19 protein-coding genes and 2 tRNA genes are annotated in these 25,065 nt (G+C 35.5%); 9 read left to right on the top strand and 12 right to left on the bottom strand.

What is annotated here, in order from left to right; genetic code table 11:
* Positions 1-105 precede the first annotated feature (105 nt).
* The 3 genes from IW16_RS07240 to IW16_RS07250 all read right to left on the bottom strand — a co-directional run bounded on the left by IW16_RS07240 (position 106) and on the right by IW16_RS07250 (position 2,235).
* Positions 106-603, bottom strand: coding sequence for a hypothetical protein (locus IW16_RS07240; RefSeq protein ID WP_131327855.1), 498 nt, complete (start codon positions 601-603; stop codon positions 106-108).
* A 99-nt stretch (positions 604-702) separates the two neighbouring features.
* The gene (locus tag IW16_RS07245; protein WP_034741574.1) at positions 703-1,167 is read right to left on the bottom strand and encodes a hypothetical protein; all 465 of its coding nucleotides are present in this window, start codon (positions 1,165-1,167) and stop codon (positions 703-705) included.
* A 219-nt stretch (positions 1,168-1,386) separates the two neighbouring features.
* The gene (locus IW16_RS07250; protein ID WP_165571970.1) at positions 1,387-2,235 is read right to left on the bottom strand and encodes a toxin-antitoxin system YwqK family antitoxin; all 849 of its coding nucleotides are present in this window, start codon (positions 2,233-2,235) and stop codon (positions 1,387-1,389) included.
* Positions 2,236-2,626: 391 nt separating this feature from the next.
* Here IW16_RS07250 and IW16_RS07255 point away from each other — a divergent pair.
* The 5 genes from IW16_RS07255 to IW16_RS07275 all read left to right on the top strand — a co-directional run bounded on the left by IW16_RS07255 (position 2,627) and on the right by IW16_RS07275 (position 5,354).
* Positions 2,627-2,701, top strand: a tRNA-Pro gene (locus IW16_RS07255).
* A 32-nt stretch (positions 2,702-2,733) separates the two neighbouring features.
* Positions 2,734-2,807, top strand: a tRNA-Arg gene (locus IW16_RS07260).
* A gap of 203 nt (positions 2,808-3,010) precedes the next feature.
* Positions 3,011-3,886 (top strand): helix-turn-helix domain-containing protein, encoded by an 876-nt coding sequence (locus IW16_RS07265; protein WP_051889999.1) that lies wholly within the window; start codon positions 3,011-3,013, stop codon positions 3,884-3,886.
* Between the two features lie 130 nt (positions 3,887-4,016).
* Positions 4,017-4,709 (top strand): NAD(P)H-dependent oxidoreductase, encoded by a 693-nt coding sequence (locus IW16_RS07270; RefSeq protein ID WP_084694509.1) that lies wholly within the window; start codon positions 4,017-4,019, stop codon positions 4,707-4,709.
* Positions 4,710-4,745: 36 nt separating this feature from the next.
* Positions 4,746-5,354 (top strand): NAD(P)H-dependent oxidoreductase, encoded by a 609-nt coding sequence (locus IW16_RS07275; RefSeq protein ID WP_084694510.1) that lies wholly within the window; start codon positions 4,746-4,748, stop codon positions 5,352-5,354.
* 431 nt (positions 5,355-5,785) lie between these two features.
* On the opposite strand, the gene IW16_RS07280 is transcribed toward IW16_RS07275, so the two are convergent.
* The 5 genes from IW16_RS07280 to IW16_RS07300 form a co-directional block, all read right to left on the bottom strand.
* Positions 5,786-6,628: an SH3 domain-containing protein gene (locus tag IW16_RS07280; protein WP_034741580.1), complete on the bottom strand. Its 843-nt coding sequence runs from the start codon at positions 6,626-6,628 to the stop codon at positions 5,786-5,788.
* A gap of 16 nt (positions 6,629-6,644) precedes the next feature.
* Positions 6,645-7,472 (bottom strand): 50S ribosomal protein L11 methyltransferase, encoded by an 828-nt coding sequence (gene prmA, locus IW16_RS07285; protein ID WP_034741582.1) that lies wholly within the window; start codon positions 7,470-7,472, stop codon positions 6,645-6,647.
* A 375-nt stretch (positions 7,473-7,847) separates the two neighbouring features.
* Complete coding sequence (locus IW16_RS07290) at positions 7,848-8,561, bottom strand: 3-ketoacyl-ACP reductase (RefSeq protein ID WP_034741586.1); 714 nt, start codon at positions 8,559-8,561, stop codon at positions 7,848-7,850.
* 365 nt (positions 8,562-8,926) lie between these two features.
* Positions 8,927-9,673, bottom strand: coding sequence for a glycerophosphodiester phosphodiesterase family protein (locus IW16_RS07295; protein WP_034741589.1), 747 nt, complete (start codon positions 9,671-9,673; stop codon positions 8,927-8,929).
* Positions 9,674-9,734: 61 nt separating this feature from the next.
* Entirely contained in the window at positions 9,735-12,821 is a 3,087-nt protein-coding gene (locus IW16_RS07300) for a TonB-dependent receptor (protein ID WP_034741592.1), read from the bottom strand.
* Between the two features lie 238 nt (positions 12,822-13,059).
* On the opposite strand from IW16_RS07300, the gene ligA reads away from it, so the two are divergent.
* The 4 genes from ligA to IW16_RS07320 all read left to right on the top strand — a co-directional run bounded on the left by ligA (position 13,060) and on the right by IW16_RS07320 (position 23,046).
* Positions 13,060-15,066 carry an NAD-dependent DNA ligase LigA gene (gene ligA / locus IW16_RS07305; protein ID WP_034741596.1) on the top strand — a complete coding sequence of 669 codons (2,007 nt, stop codon included), beginning with the start codon at positions 13,060-13,062 and terminating at the stop codon, positions 15,064-15,066.
* A 103-nt stretch (positions 15,067-15,169) separates the two neighbouring features.
* The gene (locus IW16_RS07310; RefSeq protein ID WP_034741599.1) at positions 15,170-17,470 is read left to right on the top strand and encodes a DUF7619 domain-containing protein; all 2,301 of its coding nucleotides are present in this window, start codon (positions 15,170-15,172) and stop codon (positions 17,468-17,470) included.
* 243 nt (positions 17,471-17,713) lie between these two features.
* Positions 17,714-20,185 (top strand): DUF7619 domain-containing protein, encoded by a 2,472-nt coding sequence (locus IW16_RS07315; RefSeq protein WP_034741604.1) that lies wholly within the window; start codon positions 17,714-17,716, stop codon positions 20,183-20,185.
* 242 nt (positions 20,186-20,427) lie between these two features.
* Positions 20,428-23,046, top strand: coding sequence for a T9SS type A sorting domain-containing protein (locus IW16_RS07320; protein WP_051890003.1), 2,619 nt, complete (start codon positions 20,428-20,430; stop codon positions 23,044-23,046).
* Between the two features lie 59 nt (positions 23,047-23,105).
* On the opposite strand, the gene IW16_RS07325 is transcribed toward IW16_RS07320, so the two are convergent.
* Genes IW16_RS07325 through IW16_RS07340 form a run of 4 tightly spaced genes read right to left on the bottom strand, consistent with a single transcriptional unit; the run spans position 23,106 to position 25,042 of the window.
* Positions 23,106-23,510, bottom strand: coding sequence for a hypothetical protein (locus IW16_RS07325; RefSeq protein WP_034741608.1), 405 nt, complete (start codon positions 23,508-23,510; stop codon positions 23,106-23,108).
* A gap of 45 nt (positions 23,511-23,555) precedes the next feature.
* On the bottom strand, positions 23,556-24,017 hold the full coding sequence (locus IW16_RS07330; RefSeq protein ID WP_034741611.1) for a hypothetical protein: 462 nt from the start codon (positions 24,015-24,017) through the stop codon (positions 23,556-23,558).
* Positions 24,018-24,070: 53 nt separating this feature from the next.
* Complete coding sequence (locus IW16_RS07335; RefSeq protein ID WP_034741614.1) at positions 24,071-24,550, bottom strand: hypothetical protein; 480 nt, start codon at positions 24,548-24,550, stop codon at positions 24,071-24,073.
* Between the two features lie 18 nt (positions 24,551-24,568).
* The gene (locus tag IW16_RS07340; protein ID WP_083536134.1) at positions 24,569-25,042 is read right to left on the bottom strand and encodes a hypothetical protein; all 474 of its coding nucleotides are present in this window, start codon (positions 25,040-25,042) and stop codon (positions 24,569-24,571) included.
* Positions 25,043-25,065: the final 23 nt, after the last annotated feature.

Consider the following 25,065-nt stretch of genomic DNA (forward strand, 5'->3'; position numbering starts at 1 on the left):
AAAAAAACAGTAAGTCTCTGAAGGTCAAAACTTCTGAGAGCAGGATATGTTCTCTCTCTACATTTAAAATGTCTTTTATATATACCTCACCCACCTATTTTAAAATTAAAATCCCGAGGTCCATAATTGTTCATTTAAAATAAATTCACTTAATATAAAATCATCTTCATGATCACTAAATCCCTTTTCCTTTTTAAGATGATCTACAATCTCATTAGCTTCATTTTCATTTAAAAATACTCCAATGATTCTTTCGTCATCTAAAAAGGTGTGAATTGTATAACTATGACTTACCTGGTAAATATATTTTAAGTTTAACTCCTTTATTGACTTAGAGTCTTCATCTATTTCGTCTTCTTTTTCTAAATAATCTCTCCCAATTTCACCCGCAACGCTGTCAAATCCGTTTTGCCAGTGAGTTTTATTTAATTTACGTTTTTTAAAAATTAGACCACCGGGATATGTAGAAAACCCAGGTAGAGTCAGGGCATTTTCTTTAGCTTTTTCTAATTTTTGTAAATCATCAAAATATCCTAAAAATTTACACGCTGTGTGGGTGTCATCCGTGTAAACATGTTCAAACGAGTATACAAAATAATTCATGGTATTTATTCTTTTGTGAATTGTAAAATAATCAATTTTCCGATTTTGCCTGGATCCTGAAATTTCCGATCCGATGCGTTTAAAATTTTGTAGGATCATTTATCCAAAATATTCGAGGAAAGCCTGACTGCTACTTAATCCAGGATATAAAATACTTAATTCACGCAATACGCGCTTCCTGAATTTTAAATATCCTTTTTTGAAATCATCATAATTACACGATATCGTATACGAATTTGCATTTCCTTCATTGATGATCAACGTATTATTGATGCTGGAATATTCATACAGTAAATTATTACTATAATAATCACATGATATTGTAAAGGTCTTATAAATCCCCTTTCCAATAGATAAGATCAAATCATCAAACTGCAAGAGGTAATCTACAATACCTGTTTCAAGGACTATAAAGTTTCTTTTATTCTTTTCATGAAAAAATACATATATCTTCCCATTGAAGAAACCTTTAAGATTATGAATATCAAAAGATTCAAAATCCATTTGACTTTCCGCTGCTATTGTTGCTAAATCTATTTTATAATCAAAAGAAATATTCTCCATTCTATTTATCTTATACCATTGGTTTTGGACACAAATTATACATTTAAAACTATAAATCCCCAATACAACCACATTTTCCTATACTTCATTCTTCGACGAAACCTTAAACTTCACCAACAGGTTTAAAGTTCAGTATACTCCAACTGAAATACATAGTTTTTTTCTGTAAAATGCCGTTCTTTCTTCCGGTAAAGAGCTTTCTTCTGAATAATAAAACCATCATTCTTTTGGAGTATTAAGTTTGAATTTTTTTTCAGATTTTACATTTCCGGAAGGATAATATTCAGTCCACAGTCCATTCTTTCTGTCCGCACTATACCTTCCTCTCATTTTGATTGTTCCGTCTGGAAATAGCTCCAGATATCTGCCCTCTTTTTCAAGTCTGTCATTAACCTGGAAATAGTTTAAAACCTTGTTGTTCTCTGTAGACTTAGAGAAAACCGGTTTACCGTTCTCAATAAAAACAATTCTTTGATCTCCTGAAACTGCATATCCTGTATATTTCAGACCTTTATAAAAATAGACAGAATCACAGTTAAGATATGGATTTCCTACCGACTTATCCAGTCCGTCCAGACTTCTGCAGTTCTGCTTCCGCACATCCAAATCTGCAAAAGCCAAAATTTCCTTATTCATATTCTTTGATTCAGGAAAGGGAACTTCATTATTGAAAACAATCTTCCTGGTGATTTCACCATTTGCATCAAAAAAGCTCCACGTCTTACTGTTTTTTCCTTTGTCGTAAAACGTGATGCTTTTAGCAGAGCCTGTTGAATAGTACTCTTTCCATTCTCCGTCTTTCTCATCATCTTTCAGAAGCCCTTTTTCTGTCAGATTTCCGCCGGCATTATATAGTTTTTTATACTGATCTTTATTTTTAACAGTGTATAAAGCTTTATGTGCAGGCCCTGACTCTTCTATATTGGTAATAATTCCATTTTTAACTGAAGTGATGATATTCAATGTATCAAATTTGACAAAATACTTTCCGGTAAATTTTTTCTTTTTGTAAAGAATGTACTGTGTTTTTTCATCCCGATATTCTGTTCTATCAAAAAACGACACCATTTTTTGCGCATAACCCAGCTGGTAAAAAAACAGCGTTATAAAAAAAATAATTTTATTTGCAGAGGTCATGCTTGTTGGATTAAGGTTATCAGTTCTTGTGAACGCGCTGAGAATTGTCTGCAAATTATAAAAAAATATTCTTCTTTGATTTTTTTTATAAAGTTTAAAAATCAGCTGAACAAAACAGGGATTAAAAACTCTAATAATCAAAACAATACCAGATACTCCTGAGTAAAAAAGTCCCCTATCGAAAGTAAAAAACACCGTATTGAAAGACTTTCCCTTTCATAAAAATTAATATTTTTTTCACCTTTGTCTTTTTTATTCAAAATAAATTTATATCTTTGCACTCGCAAAAACGAAGTAAAATTCGTTCAGATGACCTAATAATCGGGGCGTAGCGTAGTCCGGTCATCGCGCCTGGTTTGGGACCAGGAGGTCGCAGGTTCGAATCCTGCCGCCCCGACAGTTTTAGTAATTTTTTCAAAATTATTTAATGGGTGCGTAGCTCAGCTGGATAGAGCATCTGCCTTCTAAGCAGACGGTCAAAGGTTCGAATCCTTTCGCGCTCACTTAAAAAGACTTTACAAAAATGTAAAGTCTTTTTTGTTTATATCCATCTACCATCTTTATATTAAAAGTTTACAGTTCAAGAATCCTGTCAAGTACTTTGCTGAAATAGCCCCAAAATTATTAGATTGGGGGTATACTTCTTTTGTTATTTTTCGATAATGATTGCATAAATCGATTAATTACAAATTAATACTTTTACAAAATGAAAATTTTCAGAGACTTTTACTCTTACAATGAATATATTGGCGTCGCTGTACCATTGGACAACGATATTGATGTTGGCTATTATGATCCGCCCAATATGCTCTTAAAGTCTGATCCTGTAATGGTCGATTTTTATAGAATTTCTTTTAAGATCAACCTTAAAAATAGATTTAAACCAGATACAGAACCTGTCACTGCGGTCTTTTTTAATAGTCCTGATATGGTCCTAAGTGAAGGATGGGACGTAGAGCCTACTTATACCGGAATGTATCTACAGCTTTCAAAAAAAATAATTGATGAAAATAGATTTCTATTCAAAACATATTTAGACTATGGACAACACGAAGCCTTATATCTTACTCAGGAAGAAGTACGTGAAATAAGTGCGGTTTTTGAATTAATGATAAAATATTATGAAAGCGAAAAAAAACACTTTAGTATTTTACTCTCTTATGTTAATGTGCTTATTTCATTAGTAGAGGCATTTTATAAAAGACAGTTTCATACTGATCCTAAACAATATAATATCATCGTTAGTGATTTTCAGCAAAATTTAATTGACTATTATACACAACCGGTCAATCAACTTCCAACTGTACGATATTTTGCGGATAAATCAGGCTTGACAGCTAATTATTTAGGGGATATTTTAAAACATTTCACCCATAAATCTGCTCTTGAAAATATCCATGAATACATCATTAAAAAGGCTAAAGAATTACTGGAGCAAAACCTGGAAATGAATACTGCAGAAATAGCTTATGGACTAGGTTTTGAATATCCCAATTACTTTTCAAAGTTCTTCAAAAAGCTGGTTGGAGTCAGTCCTAAAGAATACCGCTCAAAGTTCCTCTCAAAAATTGAAAATCAATAAACAAAAAAGCACCTTCGAAAAAGGTGCTTTTTTGCTTTACAAGTAATCTGTTTCTTTTTTTCCAGTAGTCTGTTTCCATTGAATTTCCTGCCTGTCTATACCTTTGTTCTGTAATTAAAATTTATAAAGTATGAAGTCCAGAATTCTATTGCTATTGCTGGTAATTGCTTTAACAGCTCAAACAAAAATTGTTGCACAAATAAGGTTGGAAAATAAAAGTGCTAAAGAAAAAACAGTACTGCTCATTAACTCTCACTTAACATATCCCGGTATGTCCGAAGGTAAACTGAACGCCTCGTTTTACAATGTTGCAAAAGCATTTTTTATTTCTAACAATTATAAAGTGTTAGAGACTAAAATTCAGGAAGGCTATAGTATAGAGGAAGAAGTTGAAAAACATTTGCAGGCAGATATCATCATCTTACAAACTCCTGTTAACTGGGAAAATACACCATGGATTTATAAAAAATATGTTGATGAAGTTTTCACTAGTGCATTGAAAAGTCAAAAATTCCTTTCAGGTGATGGAAGATCTTCGGAAGATCCGACAAAACAATACGGAACAGGAGGTAAAATGAAGGGCAAAAAATTTATGATTTCCGCTACCTGGAATGCTCCGAAAGAAAGCTTCAATGATCCTAAACAAAATCTATGGAAAGGCAAAACTGCAGATGATGCTTTGTTTAATATAGCTGCTAATTATCTTTTTATCGGATTTGACGTGGTTTCCGGGTATTATTGTTACGATATTTTTCACAACAAACACATCAAAGAAGACTTAGAAAATTATCCTGGTCACTTAAAAAAGGTTTTTGCCCTGTAAGCTTTATTAATTAAAAGATATTTAAATAAAATTAAAATGATTCAAATAAAAAAAGTACTACTGATCAATACGCATTTAACATATCCAAACTGGTCAGAAGGAGTCCTGAATGACGCTTTCAATCAAAAAGCAAAAGATTTTTTTGGCGGCAACCAGTTGGAAGTATTGGAAACCAAGATTGAAGATGGCTACAATGTGGATGAGGAAGTGGAAAAACATATGCAAGCTGATATTATTATCCTTCAGACACCTATCAATTGGTTCGGAACTCCATGGATCTATAAGAAATATATTGACGAGGTTTTCAACAGCGGCTTGCATAGCGGAAAATTCTTATCAGGTGATGGTCGAACAAGAGAAGATGCCAGTAAACAATATGGGACCGGAGGTAAATTACAAGGTAAAAAATTCATGGTCTGCGCAACATGGAATGCACCAAAAGCAAGCTTTAACGATCCTGATCAAGTCCTATTTAAAGGCAGAAGCACTGAAGATATTTTGATTCAGATTACAAGTAACTACCTTTTCTGTGGTGTTGAGATTGTTCCTGACTATAACTGTTTCGATATTTTTAAAGATGGTGATATCGCAGGAGATTTAGAAAACTACCCCAAACATCTGAAAAAGATTTTCGACCTAGATTGAGAATGAATTCATAAATAAGCAGAAGTTCAATAAAAATGAGTAACCCATTATATGATCTTAAAGTAAAAGTTCCATCATCCCATCAAAAAGAACGATTTAACAGAGGAAAGCTTATTTAAGACTTTACATTTTTGTAAAGTCTTTTTTGTTTCTGTAAGAAATACGCTTTATTTTTTCATTCTGAGATCCAATTTCTACTAAAGCCTTTTATTAGGGACAATTCTGAAGAAATACAAAGAAAAACCCACAATACCTCAACTAAGTATATTGGCGTCGTTTTTGACCAATTAAAACAGCACAGTAGCCACAAACACTCCAATTCACGATTGCCTTTTGCTGTAATAATCAAAATCTAACTCAATCAACCTATGATAACAACAAAAAAACCGCTGTTATTTAAACAACGGTTATCTTTATTCTGATATAGAATTTTATTTCATCTGATAGGAACTTCCATTCCAGAGATAGGTTTTAGAAGATCGCTTTTTCTTTTCCCTGTCTTTATCATCTTTTTCCATTTCCTCCATTTTAAAGACAAAGGCATTCGGAATTCCTCCCTGATCGTTAGGAAATATAAATTTCTCACTGTGATAATAAACATCAGCATCCCCTACATTGGTCAGTTGAGGAAGGGGAACCAATTTTTTATCTCTAAAAAGCACATACTGGTCATAGCTTGCAATTCCACAGGCTTCACCGGATACCATCGCCTTAAGTGTCAGCTCTACATTCTGCAGTTTATGGCCACTTTCAATGGTAAATGTGCCATAACTCAGCTCTTCTCCTCTTCCTGTATCAAAATACACTTCATCGATCAGAACATTCCCTTCAATCACTTTTATACCTGCGATATTCTGCTTTTCAGTTTCATTATATTCTTTACTCTTCCTGTCCACTGTTTTTGACAATCCAAAAAGGAAGTCGTATCCATTTTTATTACGATAACCTACGCAGAGATTACCACCCCAGATATATCCTTCAGAGACAGTACCTCCTTTGTTATAGGAAACCCTGTACCAATTGGCACCTCTTTCACCTAACCTTAAGACAGCTTCTTCCTTTTTAAGGATCATTACCTGCTGATTGGTCTGCAGTGAATCGGTTACCTGTGACTTTACATCAGGCTCTTTTCTCACCCTTGTCCAGTCTGTAAAAATTTTCTGAGTCTTATTTTCCTCAAAGTTGAAAATTCCGTCAGCATACATCATATTCTCTTCCTGCGCGGAAAAAAGCTGCAGAAACAACACCAATACAACCGTTAATAAAGATCTCATACTATATTCTTATTCATTATTTTTCCAACAACAAACTTACCCATTCTTCACGCTGTAGTTTCTTTTTCAGTTCAAGTCCGCTTTCTGTACAAACTTCAAGAATATCATCTACATCAAAGAAACACAGACCTGAAAGCAGCAGTTTTCCACCTTCATTCATGACAGAAACATAGGTAGGGATATCTGAAATCAAAATATTTCTGTTGATATTGGCCAAAATAATATCAAAATTTTCTTTTCCTAAATTCTCAGCAGTTCCTAGTTCAATATCCAGTTCAACACCGTTTCTTACAGCATTTTCTTTTGAATTTTCTACTGACCATTCATCAATATCAATTGCCTTTACATCTCCTGCTCCCTGCTGTTTTGCGTAAATAGCCAGAACAGAAGTTCCACAGCCCATATCAAGAACCTTTTTACCTTTAAAATCAATATCCATCATCTGCTGAATCATAAGATGTGTCGTAGGATGATGTCCGGTTCCGAAAGACATTTTAGGCTGAATGATGATTTCATGCATTCCCGGTACAGATTCATGGAATTCTGCTCTGATCATTACCTTATCATCAATATTGATAGGTGAAAAGTTCTTTTCCCATTCTTCATTCCAGTTGATATTTGGCATCTCTTCAAAAGAATAAGTGATTTCCACATTTTCGTTTTCAAAAAGCGGAAGTGTCTTAAGATCTTCTTCTTTAAAAAGTTCTTTCTGGATATATCCTAAAATTCCGTCAATTTCTTCTGTAAAGCTGTCAAAACCTATTTCGATAAGCTCTGCCATTAATATCTCGTTCCATGGCTGTAATGGAGAAATCTTGAAATTGAATTCTAAATAATTTTGCATGTGAGTGAATAATTTAATGCAAAAATAAGAATGTTATTACTGTTAAAAAAATGGAAGTGTTGTCAGGGGTATTTTTTTGATGATTTAATTCTAAATTTTAATGATGGAGGTTTTTATTTCTTTATTTGATATCCCTCTTAATTTTATACTGTGAGAAAAATATTGGCACATATGTTTTGGCTAAAGCCAGCGGATTTTTATTAATTAAAAAAGCGGGCTAAAGCCCGCTCCTGTTGAATGTACTGGTCTTTAAATCGCTTTTAGGGATTTTCAACTCAATCATCATTAATAAAAAAAACAGGAGCGGGCTAAAGCCCGCTCCTATTGAATAGTTTTGTTTTTTACACTACTTTGACATGATCATCATCGTCCCCTTTATGGGTTAGTCGAAAAAATAGATGCATTGGCGATCAACGCTCTTCTGTTCATTTTTAAAATATCTCTTACCCATTCTGCAAAATCTTCAGGCTGAAGTACTTTATCCGGATTTCCATCCGTAAGTCCTCCCTGAATACTCATATCAGAGGCAATTGTACTTGGCGTCAATGTAATCACACGGATATTCTGTTTTCTCCATTCCGCCATCATCGATTGCGACAGGGAAACGACTGCCGCTTTTGAAGCAGCATAGGCAGACATATTCGGTCCTCCTTTTAGTCCGGCTGTAGAAGCTACATTAACGATATCTCCCTCACCATTAGCTTTCATGAACGGATGAACTGCTTTAGCGGCATAGTACACACCAAACAGATTGGTTTTAATTACCTGTTCCCAGGTTTCGGAAGACATATCTTCGATGCTTCCAAAATCTCCGATCCCAGCGTTATTAACCAGAATATCTACGCTTCCCAGCTGCTCTGCAAGTGATTGAATTCCAGCTTTCACTTCAGATTCATTATCAATACTGAAAACAGCATAGGCAGAATTTACACCAAGGGCTTTGATTTCTTCTACTGTATTTTTAAGATTATCTTCATTTCTACCGGTAACCGCAACGTTCACTCCTTCATTGGCTAAAGCTAAAGCAACTGCTTTTCCCAGTCCTCTTCCACCACCTGTAACGATGGCATTTTTTCCGTTTATATTCATAATAATTTTGTTTCGTAAGGCAAATTTACGAAAGAACATTTTGACAGGACCGGAAGAAGAGACATTTAATACAATTTTAATAGTGATCTTCAATTCTGAAGTTTTTTTTCAACCACAAAAGTCACAAAAAGCTTTTAACACTTAAGTTACTTGAAGCTTAAATGCTTTGTGAATAATAAGATCACATAAGTTCTAAGAAAATCAAAGATTTTCTTAGACAAAAAGTCGTGGATCAACATTCCTCTCCCATGGAGGGGTGGCGAAAATTCAAAGAATTTTTGACGGGGTGGTTTATAAACGTAAAAAACTAAAAAAACCTGCCTCCAAAAAGGAAACAGGTTGTTTATTGTCAGCAATGAAAATAGCTATTTATTTTTTAGCTGGTCTGGAATATTGGTGGTAACAAAACCGATTCCCTGGTTTTTCAAGTCCTGATAAATGGCAGCATCGTTTACTGTCCATGAATTCGTGATAAGGCCTAAAGTTTTTGCTTCAGAGATCCAGGTAGGATTTTTCTGGAAAACACTGTAATGGTAATCCATCCCGTCAAGACCTTCTTTTTTGATCTGCTCAGGAGACAGTTCACCGTTCAGATACTGCACTTTGAATGCCGGCTCCAGCTTTTTGATCTCTTTGCAGATATGTAAGCTGAAAGAAATATATTCACTTTGACTTTCAAGCTTCAGATCCTTAATCATTTGAAGGGTCTTCCTGGTTATCTCATTTTCCAATTCAGGAGTTTTGGCAGGTTTGATTTCAACGATTAATTTTAGAGAAGAATCTTTTTTCCCCTGTTTCAAATAATTTTTTAACGTTGGAAATTTTTCTCCATTGGACAATTTTAATGCTTCCAATTCTTTGAAAGAAGTTTCCGAAATTTCCATTTGGCCGTGATGCTCATCATGATTGATGACAAGAACACCGTCTTTGGTCATTCTGACGTCAAATTCCGATCCGTATATTTTTAATTTCTGGGCATTCTCTAAAGATTTGATAGAATTTTCCGTGGTAGGCGGCTGCGCCTGGAAGTAGCCTCTGTGTGCGATAATCTGGGTTTGTGCCTTCATTAGAACTGTACTTAAAACTGCTAACCCTAAGATAAAATTTTTCATAATATAATCAGATAATTAAATTAAAATCTTAAAAACGTTTGATAAAGGTAGTATTTAAAAGTTAAAAACTGTATTTAGCACCGATTTGAATCTGGTAAGGATTTCCGGAAAGAGGTACTAAACCATTGGCATTTTTAACGTATTCAAACTGTTTTGTGACCTGGTTGAACTTTGTCACCCTGTACAGTGCTGTATTTCCGTAAGACTTATTGACTCCCCATTCTCTGTTAAGAAGATTGGCAACGTTGAAGATGTCTACAGAAAGTTCAAATGCTCCGATCTTTTCAAACTTAATTTTTTTAGCAACCCGCACATCCCATACTCCGAAAAATCCGTTTTTACCTCCATTACGCTCTGCAACAGCATTGTTGTATTTTTCTACATAATCTTTCAGGGCCTGTCCTACTGCTGGGTCGTTGAGAAGCGGCTGGGTAATGATTCCCGGGAAAATATACGCAAGGTCATTAGAATCTACAAAGTCCCCGTTGATATTTCCTCCTGCTGTCACCGAGAAACGTGTTCCTCCGATTCCCGAATATCTTACTCCTAAGGTAAATCCTGCGATGGTAGGCGAGTTCCCGTAAATTACGATCTTATTTCTGAACTGGTTATCGGAATAGCTCATTCTTAAATCTCTCGGATCACTCTGAACCGGAGTGGAAAGTGTCGCAGAGTTGGCTACGTTTCCGTTGTATGAGGTATTGTCTTTGATATCTGACCAGGTATAACTTGCTGTGATCTCCCCATCTTTCCAGTAACGGTAGCTGGTATCAAACACGAATGAGTACTGATTCACTTTTCCATCACTTACAAGCTCAAGTACTCTTCCGAATTTTTTATTGACCCTTCCTTCTTTCCAATCGATATTCACACTGTTATTCGTGTTATTGATGATCGTAGCAGCAGGCACATATACTCCTCTTCCCCCTTCATTATCTAAAGTAAAGTATGGGTTCGCTTGCATATTTCTGTCATAGTAGAAGTAATTGTTTCTTCCCAGCGCCATATAGGCTGCAATTCCAGCTCTGAATCTTTCATTGAAGAAATGAGTATAGGAGATATTTGCTTTATAAACGATTGGAATTTTTGCATCTTTCCCTGTATAATTGATGGTCGGAATCTGATATTGTGAGAGTGTGGGAACCTTTCCGTAATCCTCTCTATACCCTGGAAAATCAGGAGTAAGACCAGCAGTGGCGGGATTCACATCTACAGTTGCCAAATGTTTCCCGTCAAAAACAAGATTATTGATTACCATATAGTTGTTGATATCGGAAGAGAATACTCCGGCACCGAATTTTATGAAATCTTTATTCCCTTCATTGATATTCCAGTCAAACTGAAATCTCGGCTGAACAACAAAAGATTTGATTTGATTATCCGTTCTGATCCCCATTTCGTCAAAAAGCTTCTGATTGAATTCAGCTTTCGGATATCCTCCGTAATCAAATCTTAATCCGGCCATAAAGTCAAGGCCTGTCGCTATTTTAGTTTGAATCTGCCCGTAAAGTCCTGCATTCCAGATACTGGATTTTACAGATGGATCATCCATCAAAGGTACTTCTCTGTAGAATCTGTAAGGAGTAAGATTCTCGAAATTCGTCATTCCCTGGAACTGGAATCTTCCGTTTACTTCACTTCCATAGATAGATTTTGATCTGGTATACATCAGGTCTACCCCAAAAGTATATTTAATTTTATCGGTGTTGTAATATAAGTTGTCCACCACCTGGAATACATTATTCCTGAAACCTTCCTGTCCAAAACGGTGTCCTCCGATCTGTATATTGGTTGCTCCGACACTGGATACAACCCCTTCGACCACAGCTCTTGGAACTGTTTTTCCTAACTCGCTGTTCTGATAACTGTCCTGGAAGGTATATAAATACTGGGCTTTTAATTCATTGGTGATATTTGGCTTAACATTGGTTCTTAAGGTCAAAAGTAAGCTGTTATCAAGGTTTTTATCATTCCCATAAGACTCAAAGAAATTGATTGCTGTATTATCTCCCAATCCGTTTTTATTCAGGTCATAGGTAAAGTTATTCCTTAACGTCAATAAGTTTTTTTCGTTGATCTGCCAGTCCAAACGAAGGAATCCGGCATCTGAATTCCTTACTTTATCAAAACTTCCAAACTGAGGAGTATTTCCTACACCATATTTAGATCTTGCAATATCCAGGAACTTATTCAGCGTCTGCATGTTTGTATTCAGTCTTTTCTCATCATCCGCTGATTTGATATCTGCAATCTGTAACGGCCTTGAATCTAACTGATGATCCCATGCTACAAAGAAGTGTAATTTATTTTTGATGATCGGCCCACCCAGTGAAAAACCGAACTGGGAAGTAGAGAAATCATTTTCTCTTTTATTTCCTCTGATATCGTAAGGACTGGAAAGCCAGTTTGTTCTTAAATATTCCCAGGCACTTCCTGAGAATTTATTGGTTCCGGATTTGGTAACGGCACTTACTGTTCCTCCTCCGCTTCTTCCCAGCGTTACATCATACTGGTTGGTGGTAATTTTGAATTCTCGGACCGCTTCAATTGAGATTGAAAACGGAGCACCGCTTCGGCTGGTTGTAGATCCTGCAGAGGTTGGATTTTTAGCGGTCATTCCATCAATTGTAAAATTGGTTGAGGATCCCAGCTGTCCTGATAAATTCCCTCCTTTTCCACTTAACGGAGATAATTCAGTAAGATTGGTAAAGTTTCTTCCGTTTACCGGGAGCATACTGATATTCTTAGCCGAAATCGCTGTAGCAGCTCCAAGGTTTCCGATTTTATTTTTCAGGTTTCCGGTAATGACCACTTCTTCTATCTGCTTTTCTCCCCCTCCTAAACTCATGTTTACCGTAACCTGATCTCCAAAGTTGACGTTATAGCCTTCTTTTTTCTCCTCATTCACGATAATGGTATAGGGTCCACCAAGAGGAATTTCTTTAAAAATGTATTCGCCCTTTGAATTGGTCTCTGTCTCCGTCCTGAACCCTGTAGACTCGTTCACGATCGTTACTTTCACTTTTTCCTGAGCACTGCTGCCCAGTCCGGTTACTTTTCCCACAATAGAAGCCTGCGTAGTCTGCGCATAAGCCAGTGTTCCAAATCCTAAAAACAATAATCCTAGTACAATCTTTACTTTTCTCATCTCTTCAAATTAGATGTGCAAAGGTATTTTGACTTTAGGCATAGCGTGTTTAAGGGAGTTTTAACAAATTCTCAATTAAATCATAACATTATGTTAAATTAATTTAAACAAATCTTTTAAATTAAAGACAGTCAACACGTTGAACCATGTTACGCTTTTTTAATTTTCCTATAATATTTTATTCCGGTATTTTCTAATGAAATTAGTTTAGCTATTTTTGCTCAAAAGATAGAAAGCAATGTCTGAAAACATACAGCAAAAAATAGAACAGCTCCGTAAAGAGCTTCATCAGCATAATGAAAATTACTATCATCTTGATGCAGGTACCATCTCTGATTATGAGTTTGATATGCTGCTGGAGGAACTTCGGGATCTGGAATCAAAACATCCGGAATTTTATGACGAAAACTCCCCTACTGTACGTGTAGGTGGCGGAATTACGAAGATTTTCCCTACCATTCAGCATAAATTCAGAATGTATTCTCTGGATAATTCGTACGATTTCGATGATCTTGAAGATTGGGAAAAAAGAATTATTAAAACCATTAATGATCCGGTGGAATTTGTTGCAGAGCTGAAATATGACGGTGCTTCTATTTCTATTCTTTATGAAAACGGAAAGCTGGCTCAGGCTGTAACCCGTGGCGATGGTTTCCAGGGAGATGAAATCACTTCTAATGTGCGGACTATTTCGGATATTCCACTTGCGCTGAAAGGCGATTTCCCCGCTCAGTTTTTCATGAGAGGTGAAATTTATTTGACCCGAAAAAACTTTGACAAGCTTAATAAGCTTCGTGAAGAGGAAGGTTTAGATCCTTTTATGAATCCGAGAAACACCGCCAGCGGAAGCTTAAAAATGCAGGACAGCGGAGAAGTACGAAAACGAAGTCTCTCTTCTGTACTTTACCAGTTTATTTCTGAAGATGTTCCTGCTGAAACGCATTGGGAGCTGCTTCAGAAGGCACAGGGCTGGGGCTTTAAAACTTCACAGCAGGCTAAACTCTGCAAAACCATGGATGAAGTGAAGGAGTTTATCAATTTCTGGGATACGGAACGTCATCATCTTCCTTTTGAAATCGATGGTATTGTTTTAAAAGTGAATTCCCTACAACAACAAAGACAGCTTGGTTACACGGCAAAATCTCCCCGATGGGCGATGGCCTATAAATTTAAGGCTGAAAAAGTAGAAACTGAACTTCAGAGCGTCTCTTATCAGGTGGGAAGAACGGGAGCCATCACTCCGGTAGCCAATTTAAAACCTGTTTTACTGGCTGGAACGATCGTAAAGAGAGCTTCTCTTCACAATGAAGATATCATCAAAAAACTGGATCTGCATGAGCATGACTTTGTTTATGTAGAAAAAGGAGGTGAGATCATTCCCAAAATTGTGGGTGTAAACACAGAGAAAAGAACGGAAGAAAGCAAAGAAATCGAATACATTAAAAACTGCCCTGAATGCGGAACTGAACTGGTTAAAATTGTAGATCAGGCGATTCATTTCTGCCCGAATGATCTGCATTGTCCTCCTCAGGTGGTGGGAAGAATGATCCATTATGTATCCCGAAAAGCTTTAAATATAGATAATCTGGGAAGCGAGACCATAGAACAGCTTTACAGAGAAAAATTAATTGAAAATCCTGCTGACTTCTATGCCTTAACCAAGGAACAGATTCTTCCTTTGGAAAGAATGGCCGAAAAATCTGCACAGAATATTATTTCAGGCATTGAAAAATCTAAAGAGATTCCTTTTGAAAAGGTTCTTTACGGAATTGGAATCAAGCATGTGGGAGAAACTGTTGCCAAAAAGCTGGTGAAAAACTTTGCTACCATCGATGAGCTGAAAGAGGCTACAGCAGAAGAGCTTTGCCAGGTAGAAGATATCGGAGTAAAGATCGCTGTCAGTATTGTGGAATTCTTCAGCAATCCGGAAAACATTCTGATGATTGAGCGTCTGAAGTCTTACGGAGTCCAACTTGAAAAAGGTGAAAATACGAACGAAGTTTTATCTAATGTTCTGGAAGGAAAAACATTTCTTTTCACAGGAAAACTTTCCTTGTTCACAAGAGAATCTGCAGAAGAAATGGTAGAAAAACATGGCGGAAAAAATATTTCGGCAGTGTCTAAAAACCTCAACTATCTTGTAGTCGGTGAAAAAGCCGGAAGCAAGCTGAAAAAGGCTCAGGACATCGGCACGATCACTATTCTGGATGAGCAGGAATTTCTGGATTTGATAGACAAACAGTAATATCTTTAACAAATTATAATTAAACCATTGAGATTCAATTTCAATGGTTTATTTTTGTCCTTTTTCACCAAGAAAAGAATAAAAAACTAAATAAGATTAATCCATGAAAAAAATCTACCTCATCATTTGTATGATGATCATTTCTTTATTTCAGGCTCAGATTGTGAATATTCCTGATCCCAATTTTAAGCAAATACTGCTCTCTGACACTCAATATTTAGCTCAGAATCTTAATGGTTTTTATACTACCATTGATACCAATCATGATGGAGAAATTCAATTATCTGAAGCAGCCAGTATCAGTAAATTAAATTTTGATTTAAGTGTAATTCCAAATCACTCTTACTTTTTCAATAATGTGACCTCAATGGAGGGTATAAAAAGTTTCACTAATCTCACTGATATTTACATAAACAGTTTTCCATCATTACAAACGCTTGATTTGAGTAACAGTCCATTACTACGCAATGTAGAGACCAATATGTGCTCTCTTCTATCATCAGTAAACGTACAGGGTTGCAGCCAGCTATATAATCTTGATATTTTTATGAGTAAGCTTTCTTCTATAGATGTATCGGGACTGACAAATTTATATGATTTACATATTACGCAATCTCTTCTTTCCAACATATATTTAAACAATAATACAAATCTCAACACCTTATATCTCCCTTCTAATAAGCTTACAACAATACCTTTAAATCAAACCCCAAATTTAAAATATTTAACGATTTCAGGTAATCTGTTTACAACATTTGATTTCAGCACCTTTTCAAAACTTGAAGTCCTCAATTGTAGCTACAACAAGTTTATAAGTCTAGATTTATCTCACAATGCAAATCTTAAATCTTTTTCCTGTGACATGAATCCCAACCTTCAGTCTTTATTTATTAAAAACGGAATCAATAACTTTACACAAGGTATTAATTCTACTTTTTCAAACACACCAAGTCTCGTTTACATCTGTGCAGATGATTCTGAAATTTCCAATGTAAATGCTTTACTGCCTTCTACCACTTCGTGTGTTGTGAATTCATATTGTTCATTTACTCCAGGCGGAGTTTTTTACACGATTTCAGGAAATACAAAATTTGACAGTAACAGCAATGGCTGTGATACCAGCGATCCAAATAAAGGACTCCAAAAATTTAATATTACCAACGGAATCATCTCTGGAGGTACTATTGCCAATAGTTCAGGAAATTACTCGATTCAATTGCAATCGGGAACCCATACAATAACTCCAGTTCTTGAGAATCCATCCTACTTTACTATTTCACCAACAAGTTTAACGGCCAATTTCCCAGCCCAGACAAGTCCATTGATACAAGATTTCTGTGTAACAGCCAATGGTAATCATTCGGATCTTGAAATTGTGATCATTCCAACAGACATTGCAGTTCCTGGTTTTGATGTAGATTATAAAATTATTTTCAAGAATAAAGGAACTACCACACAGTCAGGAAATGTAGTATTCAATTTCAATGACAGCTTAATGAATTTTGTAAGCGCAACTAACAATCCCAGTTCTCAATCTACAGGAGTATTAAGCTGGAATTTCACGAATCTTCTTCCTTTTGAATCTAGAGAAATCAGTGCTAAATTTATTTTAAATACATCAACGCAGACTCCTTCTTTAAATATGGGCGATGTGCTTCACTACACAGCTCTTGTTGTTGGTGCTGCTGACGAAACGCCATCGGATAATACCTTCACCCTGAATCAAACGGTGGTGAATTCTTTTGACCCGAATGATAAAACCTGTCTTGAAGGAACTACAATTTCTCAGACAAAAGTTGGAGAGTATGTTCATTATCTGATTCGATTTGAAAACAATGGTACCGCCAATGCGAAAAATATTATCGTAAAAGATGATATTGATACGTCCAAATTTGATCTGTCTACGCTTACTCCCTTAAGTGGAAGCCACAGTTTTGTGACGAAAATTTCAGGAATGAATACCGCGGAATTTATTTTTGAAAACATTCAGCTGCCATTCGATGATGCAAATAATGATGGATACATTGCTTTCAAGATTAAAACAAAATCAACCTTAGCTGTTGGAAGCAGTTTCAGTAATACAGCGAAGATCTATTTTGACTACAATGCACCGATCATTACAAATACCTATACTACTTCCGTACAAAATGTTCTGGCCACATCTGAAGTGAATACCGGCAAAAATAATTTCAATATTTATCCTAATCCGGTACAAGACGTCCTTTATATCCAATCAAAAGATGAGGTTATTAAAGCTGAAATCTATGACACAGCAGGAAGAATCCTGAGTACGACAGGAGTAGAAAATAATTCTGTGAATGTTTCTGATCTGACGAAAGGAAATTATATCATTAAAGTCTCTACAAAAAATAAAACGCTGACACTTAAGTTTATTAAAGCATAAAAGTAGTTGGAATTATTATACTTTAAAAGCTGTGAGAATCTCACAGCTTTTTTTCATGATTAATAATCAACAAATCCTACGACAACAAAAAAGAATAAAATTAACACCAAATCAACATTTAAACACATTGATTAAACAATACACAACAAAAACAATATTATACAAATAATTAAAAAATAAAATACAACTATTTTTCATGATATAATTTTTTATATATTTACCACAACTAAATATCACCAAACCATGAATAAAATTTACTTTTTTGTGCTACTCATTGCACATTTATCTGTCGCTGCGCAGATTGTAAACATTCCGGATTCTCATTTTAAAGCTTTATTGCTTTCAGGAACCAGTTCCAACTATACCACGCAGAATCTAGCTGGTAACTGGACCAATATTGACACCAATAATGACGGTGAAATACAGCTTTCCGAAGCTGCCAACGTTCGAAGTATTAAAATTCACAGCTATACCAGTGGTTCTTTTATTCAGATCTCTTCAATAGAGGGAGTGAAATCATTCACCAATCTGCAAAATCTGGACGTATCCGATTCTCCAAACCTCCTTTCTGTAGACATCAGCGGTATGCAGAACCTCCGGGCAGCCACTTTTAATAATAATACCAGTATGTCTTCTGCTAATTTTACGGGTTGTCCTTTACTGGAAAACATCAGTGTAATAAAAGCCAACATCGTCAATCTGGATGTCTCCAATCTTCCAAAAATGAATATTCTGATATGTGACGGCGGACAGGTGCAAACCATTAATTTTACGGGCAGTACAACAATGAAATCCCTACTCTGTGGGGACAACAAAATATCCAATATTGATCTAAGCTCACTGACCGATCTGGTTACATTACATATTTCCAAAAATTTACTGACCAATCTGAATTTAAATAATTTAACAAAACTCGAAAATCTGGAATGCTCCACCAATCAGCTTACCTCTCTTACTCTCCAGAATACTCCTAAATTAAAAACACTTGAGGCGAGTTTTAACAATCTGTCGACGCTCAGTATACCTCAAAGTCCTCTTTTAAATTTTATAAGGGTTATCAACAACCAGATTACCAGCATTAATCTTTCAGCTCTTCCATTACTGCAGGTTATTGCTCTAAATAATAATCAGCTTACTACTCTTGACATTAGCCAAAACACAGTCCTGAATTCACTCAATGTTTCTAACAACAATTTACAGAGCCTGTTTATAAAAAACGGAAGACTTACAAGTGCAAGTTATCAAAACAATCCTAATTTAAATTATATCTGCTGTGATGATTTAGAAATGAACAATATCATCAGTCAAAATGCTGCGTACGGATATAATAATGTAACGGTAAACTCTTACTGCTCCTTCACTCCGGGAGGTACATTTTATACCGTTAAAGGAAATACAAAATACGATCTTAACGGAAACGGCTGCGATCCGGCCGATGCAAATAAAACGTTCCAGAAATTCAATATTTCAGGAGGCGGAACTACGGGAAGTATTATTGCTGATCGCTCCGGAAACTACTCTATTCCGTTACAGGCGGGATTATATACTGTGACGCCGGTTCTTGAAAACCCAGCTTACTTCAGTATTTCTCCGGCATCCACCACTGTGGACTTTCCTTCGCAAGCAAGTCCATTAACCAGAGATTTCTGTATCACGGCTAATGGTTTACACCCTGATCTTGAAATTGCAATTATCCCTCTGAATTCTGCAGTACCGGGATTTGAATCGGATTATAAAATCGTTTTCAAAAATAAAGGAACAACCATGCAGTCCGGAACCATTGGATTCAGTTTCAATGACAGCGTTATGGATTTTATGAATGCTACAGTGACTCCAAATTCACAATCTACCGGAAATCTGAGCTGGAACTTTACAGGTCTTCTTCCTTTTGAAACAAGAGAGATCAAAGCTAAATTTGAAATGAATACGCCTACAGATACTCCGGCTTTGCAAAACGGTGACATCCTGCATTATACCGCACAAATCAACGGAGCTCCGGATGATACGCCTGCTGATAATAGCTTTACCCTGAATCAGATCGTGGTGAATTCTCAGGATCCAAATGATAAAACCTGCCTTGAAGGTAGTATGATTGCACAGACTAAGGTGGGAGATTATGTTCATTACCTGATCCGGTTTGAAAATAAAGGGACTGCCAATGCGAGAAATATCGTGGTGAAAGATGTGATTGATACTTCAAAATTTGATCTTTCTACTGTGACGCCCTTAAGCGCAAGCCACAGTTTTGTGACAAGAATATCCGGAAGCAATAGGGTGGAATTTATTTTCCAGAATATCCAGCTTCCGTTTGATGATGCCAATAATGACGGATATGTTTCTTTCAAGATCAAAACTAAGTCTACATTGACATCCGGTGATGTATTCAGCAATACAGCCGACATCTATTTTGATTACAATGCCCCGATTATTACGAATACCTATACGACTGCTGTCAGAGGCATATTGGCCACCGCAGAAACTAAAACCAACAAGGGAAATCTAAGTATTTATCCTAATCCGGTACAGGATATCCTCTACATCAAATCCGGTGAAGACATCGTCAAAGCTGAGATTTATGACGCAGCCGGAAGAATCCTCAATACAACCGGAGTGAAAAATAATTCGGTGGATGTTTCCGGATTGACAAAAGGAAATTATATAATTAAAGTATCCACTAAAAACACCACATCGGTACTGAAATTTTTTAAAGCCTAGCAATAATTAGTTCTGTATATATTATAAAGCTGTGATTCTGTCACAGCTTTTTTTATGAACAAAACCAGGGAATCAGCAAATGACAAGATGTAAATAAAATTAATACAAAACCATATTTTAAATAACATAATTAAATAAAGAACAATAAAAATCAAAATAAATTAATAAATAAAAACAAAAAAGTAATTATTTTTCGTAATGTAATTTTTCATATATTTACTTTAACTAAATATCACCAAACCATGAATAAAATTTACTTTTTTGTGCTTTTTATAGCACATCTATCACTCAGTGCCCAAATTATTAACTTTCCGGATCCCAATTTTAAGGCAAAACTTGTTTCAGCCAATCAATACAATTTTGTTGCCCAGGATCTCAATGGAAATATGACTGTTATTGACACCAACAATGATGGTGAAATTCAGGTAAGCGAGGCTTTGAATATTTCGAGTATCAGTTTAAATCAAACACAGATACACGACATCACCGGAATTCAGAGCTTTACCAATCTGAATAGGCTTTCAATACAGGGAAATCACTATATTGAAGAAATCAATGTAAGCAATATGACATCCCTGAAAATGCTAGGTGTTATTAATAATGGGATAGACGTAATAAACGTTCAAGGCTGTTCGCAGCTTGAAAATTTCAATCTTACTTATAATGCTGGATATATTACCAATATGAATTTTTTACAGAATTCGCCTGTAAAAAGATTAATAATCAGAGAAAATGATCACTTAGCAAGTGTCAATATTTCAACGCTTACCAGCCTTGAAGAAATTGAGCTAAGTGACAATGCCACTTTCCCCAACACCGTTACAAGTTTGGATCTTAGCAATAATACGCATCTTAAAAAAATTATTATTGACAAGATTAATCTTAACTCATTAACATTAGGACCTTTAAGTGAACTTTTGCAGTTCAGTATTGAAAATACAAAACTGACTTCACTCAATCTAAGCAATGCCCCTCTGTTGGAATATCTGTATGTGAAAGCCAATCCACTATTGAGTTCATTAAACATCCAAAATACAAATAGCCTGGATAATCTACAGCTGCTGAACTGCCCTTTAATCACCTCCGTGGCGCTTCAAAACAAGCCGAGTCTTAGAACATTAAGCTTATTACAAACAAACGTCTCATCGCTTGACTTTACAGGAACTTCGGAAATGATCAATATGAGCATTGGCGGAAATGCACTAACCTCTCTGGATGTTTCTCCTGTTACAGGTTTAAGGTCTTTTAATTTTAATGAAAATGGGATAACAAGTCTGAATTTGAGCCAAAATACAGAATTAGAAGGAGCAAGTGTAAGTGGAACCGGCATAAACAATATTAATATTAAAAATGGAAATCCATATTTGAATTTATATGTAGGATCACCTACTTACTCACCCAATCTGGCCTACGTATGCTGTGATACAGATAAAGTACAACAGTTTTCCAATATGCTGATCAGCAATGGGCACAACAATGTGGAAGTCAACAGTTACTGTTCATTCATCTCTGGCGGAACAACCTATGCTGTTCAGGGAAATGTAAAGTATGATTCCGATAATAATGGCTGTACTGCCAATGATTTAAACAAAGCATTCCAACAGTTTACAATCACAGACGGCATTAATTCCGGGAGCTATATAGGAAATGGCTCCGGAAATTACTCTATTTCTGTTCAGGAAGGTATAAATCTAATCACTCCAGTTGTTGAAAACCCTTCCTATTTTTCTATTTCTCCGGCAAGTATAACAGCAGATTTCCCGGCCCAGGCGAGCCCATTAATTCAAAACTTCTGTTTAAGCGCCAATGGAACTCATCCTGATTTAGAAGTTATCCTCGTTCCCATAAACAATGCCAGACCGGGATTCACTTCTCTCTACAAAATTGTATATAAAAACAAAGGAACAACTACGCAATCAGGAACATTAGTATTTCATTACAATGATACCCTGACCGATTATCTAAGTTCAACAACTGTTCCTACTTCACAGTCGGCTGGTGTTCTCAATTGGGGTTTCACGAATCTTTTGCCATTTGAAACAAAAGAAATCACCGTTAGTGTAAAATTAAATACCCCAACACAAACACCACCGTTGAACGGCGGAGAGGTCCTGCAGTATATGGCTCAAATCAATGGAACAACAGATGAGACTCCTCTTGACAATCAATTTACGCTCAATCAAACCGTTGTCAATTCTTTTGATCCCAACGATAAAACCTGTCTGGAGGGAACATCTATTACACAGGTGCAGGTTGGAGATTATGTTCATTACCTGATTCGATTTGAAAATAAAGGAACTGCGAATGCCCAGAATATTGTCGTGAAAGATGAAATCGACATTTCAAAATTTGATATTGCTTCTATAGTACCATTAACGGGAAGCCACAATTTTACAACAAGAATCAGCAACCCTAATGTAATAGAGTTTATTTTTGAAAATATTCAGCTGCCTTTTGATGATGCGAATAATGATGGATATATTTCATTTAAAATTAAAACAAAAGCGACACTCACACTGGGTGACAGCTTCAGCAATACTGCTAAGATTTATTTTGATTACAATCATCCTATCGTTACGAATACTTTTACTACAACTGTTAAGAATGTATTGGCAACATCAGAAGTAACTACAGAAAACAATCTTATTACCATCTACCCTAATCCTGTGAAAGATATTTTGAATATCAAATCAAAAAATACGGTGATAAAAGCGGAGATTTATGATGTAAATGGAAGAATTATCAGCTCAACAAGTATAACTGGAGGTTCTTTAAACGTCAGTGATTTAGCTAAAGGAAACTATATTATTAAATTATTTAACAAGGATAAGACTATGATTCAAAAGTTTATCAAAAACTAAACTAATAATCTTTTTTATATATGCAGGGGCTGTGAATTTTTTCACAGCCCTTTTTGTTTCTATGATCCAAATCCAAAAATAAGTGATACCAATACATATAAAACAAAAGCAAGCAAAGGACATCCAAAAAATGCAGCAATGGTAAATACAAAGACATAAGTTCCATAGTTTTTAACAGAAGAAAACATTCCTGCAACCGTATTATGAATGGCTAAAAGAAAAAAAGCAATGGCAACCAGTAAAACATTGGAAAATAATAGAAATATAAAAAAGTCTCCGGTATTACGTACCATATCATCAGAATCTATAAGGCTTAAAAATACCGCGGCTACCAAAAGAAAAGCTGAGAAAGGAAGCACTACATATATCATCATCCTTTTCCAGCTTGGATTATCTGAAAATAAGAAATAATACAAATTCGCTGTAGCAAAGACCAGCAATACATAAATGAAGAATCCTAGCATAGTTTCTTAGTTTTAATCCAGGTTTAGCCCTTAGTGAAAACCCGTTTATTTAAAAACGAGAATGGTGTAATTGTCCCTTGCAGTTTTAGGATAAACCATTCTGATCTGTTCTTTATTTTTAAAATAATCCACATAGTTTTCTCCAGTCATAATCTTTCCTTTTCCAGTCTGTTTATAGCCTCCTTCAAGCACTGCTTTTATGTAGGCGTCATGCTCTTTTTTATCTTTGAACTGAAACTCTATATTGTTCTGGGATGTATCCTCATTATATTCAAATTTCCCAATCTTGTAGGTATAATCAGGGCTGTCATATTCGTACAGAGTAAATCCAGGGCTTTCTGTTTTATCGTAAAAAGTATACTTATGCTTTTTAATTTCTGTTTTAAAAGCAGCCATATCAAGCCTGTTGAATCCTGCTAGTTCTTCCAATTTGAAAGCCTGTCCAAACATTGATGAGTAAAAAAGGGTTAAAAAAAGAAATAAAAGAAGACTTATTGATTTTTTCATAGGATGGTTTTGCTATACTGTAAATGTAAAAGAATTTTGCTACACCTCTTATTTTACTTCAAAACTGAAGGCATTCTATTCTTTAGAGCTTCCTGGAAAAGCTTGATCTGTTCAGGCGTAAGATTCTGCAAATAAATCGTCCTTTTCCTGCTAAACAGAAAATCGGGATAAGACACTAAAACAACAGAATTATTACTGAAACTAAATTCTCTGAGTACCGTAGGACTTTTCGTATTTCTCTTATCTGAATTAAAAGTCAGATTGATAAAACGGCTGGGAATAAAATAGAAGTCGGCGGGAAATAAAAAAACCGAGTTTTGATTCAGCAAAATGTGAAAAGTACAAAAGCGAAAACTTTTACGTAGAAAACCACTTTCTACAACGATCTTTCCACTGATCTTTTTCAATTCACTGGAATCTGGCTGTGTGTATTTTGTAATTATTCTGTTATTTTGAAAATAAGAAAACACACCAAATATCACCAGCGAAGCTATAGAGATGAGCAAGAAATAATTGAAGATATGATCTAACATTGATAATCATTAATTTGGTTATTTTTCAAGCTTCCAATCATCAAGAACCAACGTAATAATCACATCATTCCACATTTCAAAACTTTTAAGCTTTGGACGGACAGGAATAACAGATGTTGCGGTCCACTCATTTTTTCCGAGCATATACATTAGAGCATTATAAGTAAGCCTTTTATCAAAGGGATTGCTTACTTCAAGTGTCATTCCTGTATTTTTTCTTCCTTCTGCATTTTGTGATAATTCTATTTCTATCGTTTTGGACGGATTTTTATTTTCCTTCACAACCTTCATTGATTCTATAATTCCTGCTTTTATTTCAGCTTCTATAAAAATATGCTCTCCGGGGTAAATTTGAAGTGCCTTTTCTTTAATAAAATATTTGGATTTTTGAACTTCCTGCTGATAAAAATTTAACGAATCTACAGCCAGTTTTAGAGTAAATGTCTCACGAGATTCTCTGTCATTTTGAGCAAAAGAAATATTAGCTGCCAAACAAAGCAAAAGGATTATTAGAT

The organism is Chryseobacterium vrystaatense, assembly GCF_000737765.1.
Lineage (GTDB): Bacteria > Bacteroidota > Bacteroidia > Flavobacteriales > Weeksellaceae > Chryseobacterium > Chryseobacterium vrystaatense.

Bases quoted from the DNA above. Each gene is read 5' to 3' on its own strand.
- IW16_RS07295 (WP_034741589.1), bottom strand. From the start codon at position 9,673: ATGAAAAATTTTATCTTAGGGTTAGCAGTTTTAAGTACAGTTCTAATG.
- IW16_RS07290 (WP_034741586.1), bottom strand. From the start codon at position 8,561: ATGAATATAAACGGAAAAAATGCCATCGTTACAGGTGGTGGAAGAGGA.
- ligA (WP_034741596.1), top strand. From the start codon at position 13,060: ATGTCTGAAAACATACAGCAAAAAATAGAACAGCTCCGTAAAGAGCTT.
- IW16_RS07300 (WP_034741592.1), bottom strand. From the start codon at position 12,821: ATGAGAAAAGTAAAGATTGTACTAGGATTATTGTTTTTAGGATTTGGA.
- IW16_RS07245 (WP_034741574.1), bottom strand. From the start codon at position 1,167: ATGGAGAATATTTCTTTTGATTATAAAATAGATTTAGCAACAATAGCA.
- IW16_RS07330 (WP_034741611.1), bottom strand. From the start codon at position 24,017: ATGAAAAAATCAATAAGTCTTCTTTTATTTCTTTTTTTAACCCTTTTT.
- IW16_RS07310 (WP_034741599.1), top strand. From the start codon at position 15,170: ATGAAAAAAATCTACCTCATCATTTGTATGATGATCATTTCTTTATTT.
- IW16_RS07280 (WP_034741580.1), bottom strand. From the start codon at position 6,628: ATGAGATCTTTATTAACGGTTGTATTGGTGTTGTTTCTGCAGCTTTTT.
- IW16_RS07240 (WP_131327855.1), bottom strand. From the start codon at position 603: ATGAATTATTTTGTATACTCGTTTGAACATGTTTACACGGATGACACC.
- IW16_RS07265 (WP_051889999.1), top strand. From the start codon at position 3,011: ATGAAAATTTTCAGAGACTTTTACTCTTACAATGAATATATTGGCGTC.
- IW16_RS07315 (WP_034741604.1), top strand. From the start codon at position 17,714: ATGAATAAAATTTACTTTTTTGTGCTACTCATTGCACATTTATCTGTC.
- IW16_RS07250 (WP_165571970.1), bottom strand. From the start codon at position 2,235: ATGGTGTCGTTTTTTGATAGAACAGAATATCGGGATGAAAAAACACAG.
- IW16_RS07270 (WP_084694509.1), top strand. From the start codon at position 4,017: ATGAAGTCCAGAATTCTATTGCTATTGCTGGTAATTGCTTTAACAGCT.
- IW16_RS07325 (WP_034741608.1), bottom strand. From the start codon at position 23,510: ATGCTAGGATTCTTCATTTATGTATTGCTGGTCTTTGCTACAGCGAAT.
- IW16_RS07320 (WP_051890003.1), top strand. From the start codon at position 20,428: ATGAATAAAATTTACTTTTTTGTGCTTTTTATAGCACATCTATCACTC.
- IW16_RS07335 (WP_034741614.1), bottom strand. From the start codon at position 24,550: ATGTTAGATCATATCTTCAATTATTTCTTGCTCATCTCTATAGCTTCG.
- IW16_RS07275 (WP_084694510.1), top strand. From the start codon at position 4,746: ATGATTCAAATAAAAAAAGTACTACTGATCAATACGCATTTAACATAT.
- prmA (WP_034741582.1), bottom strand. From the start codon at position 7,472: ATGCAAAATTATTTAGAATTCAATTTCAAGATTTCTCCATTACAGCCA.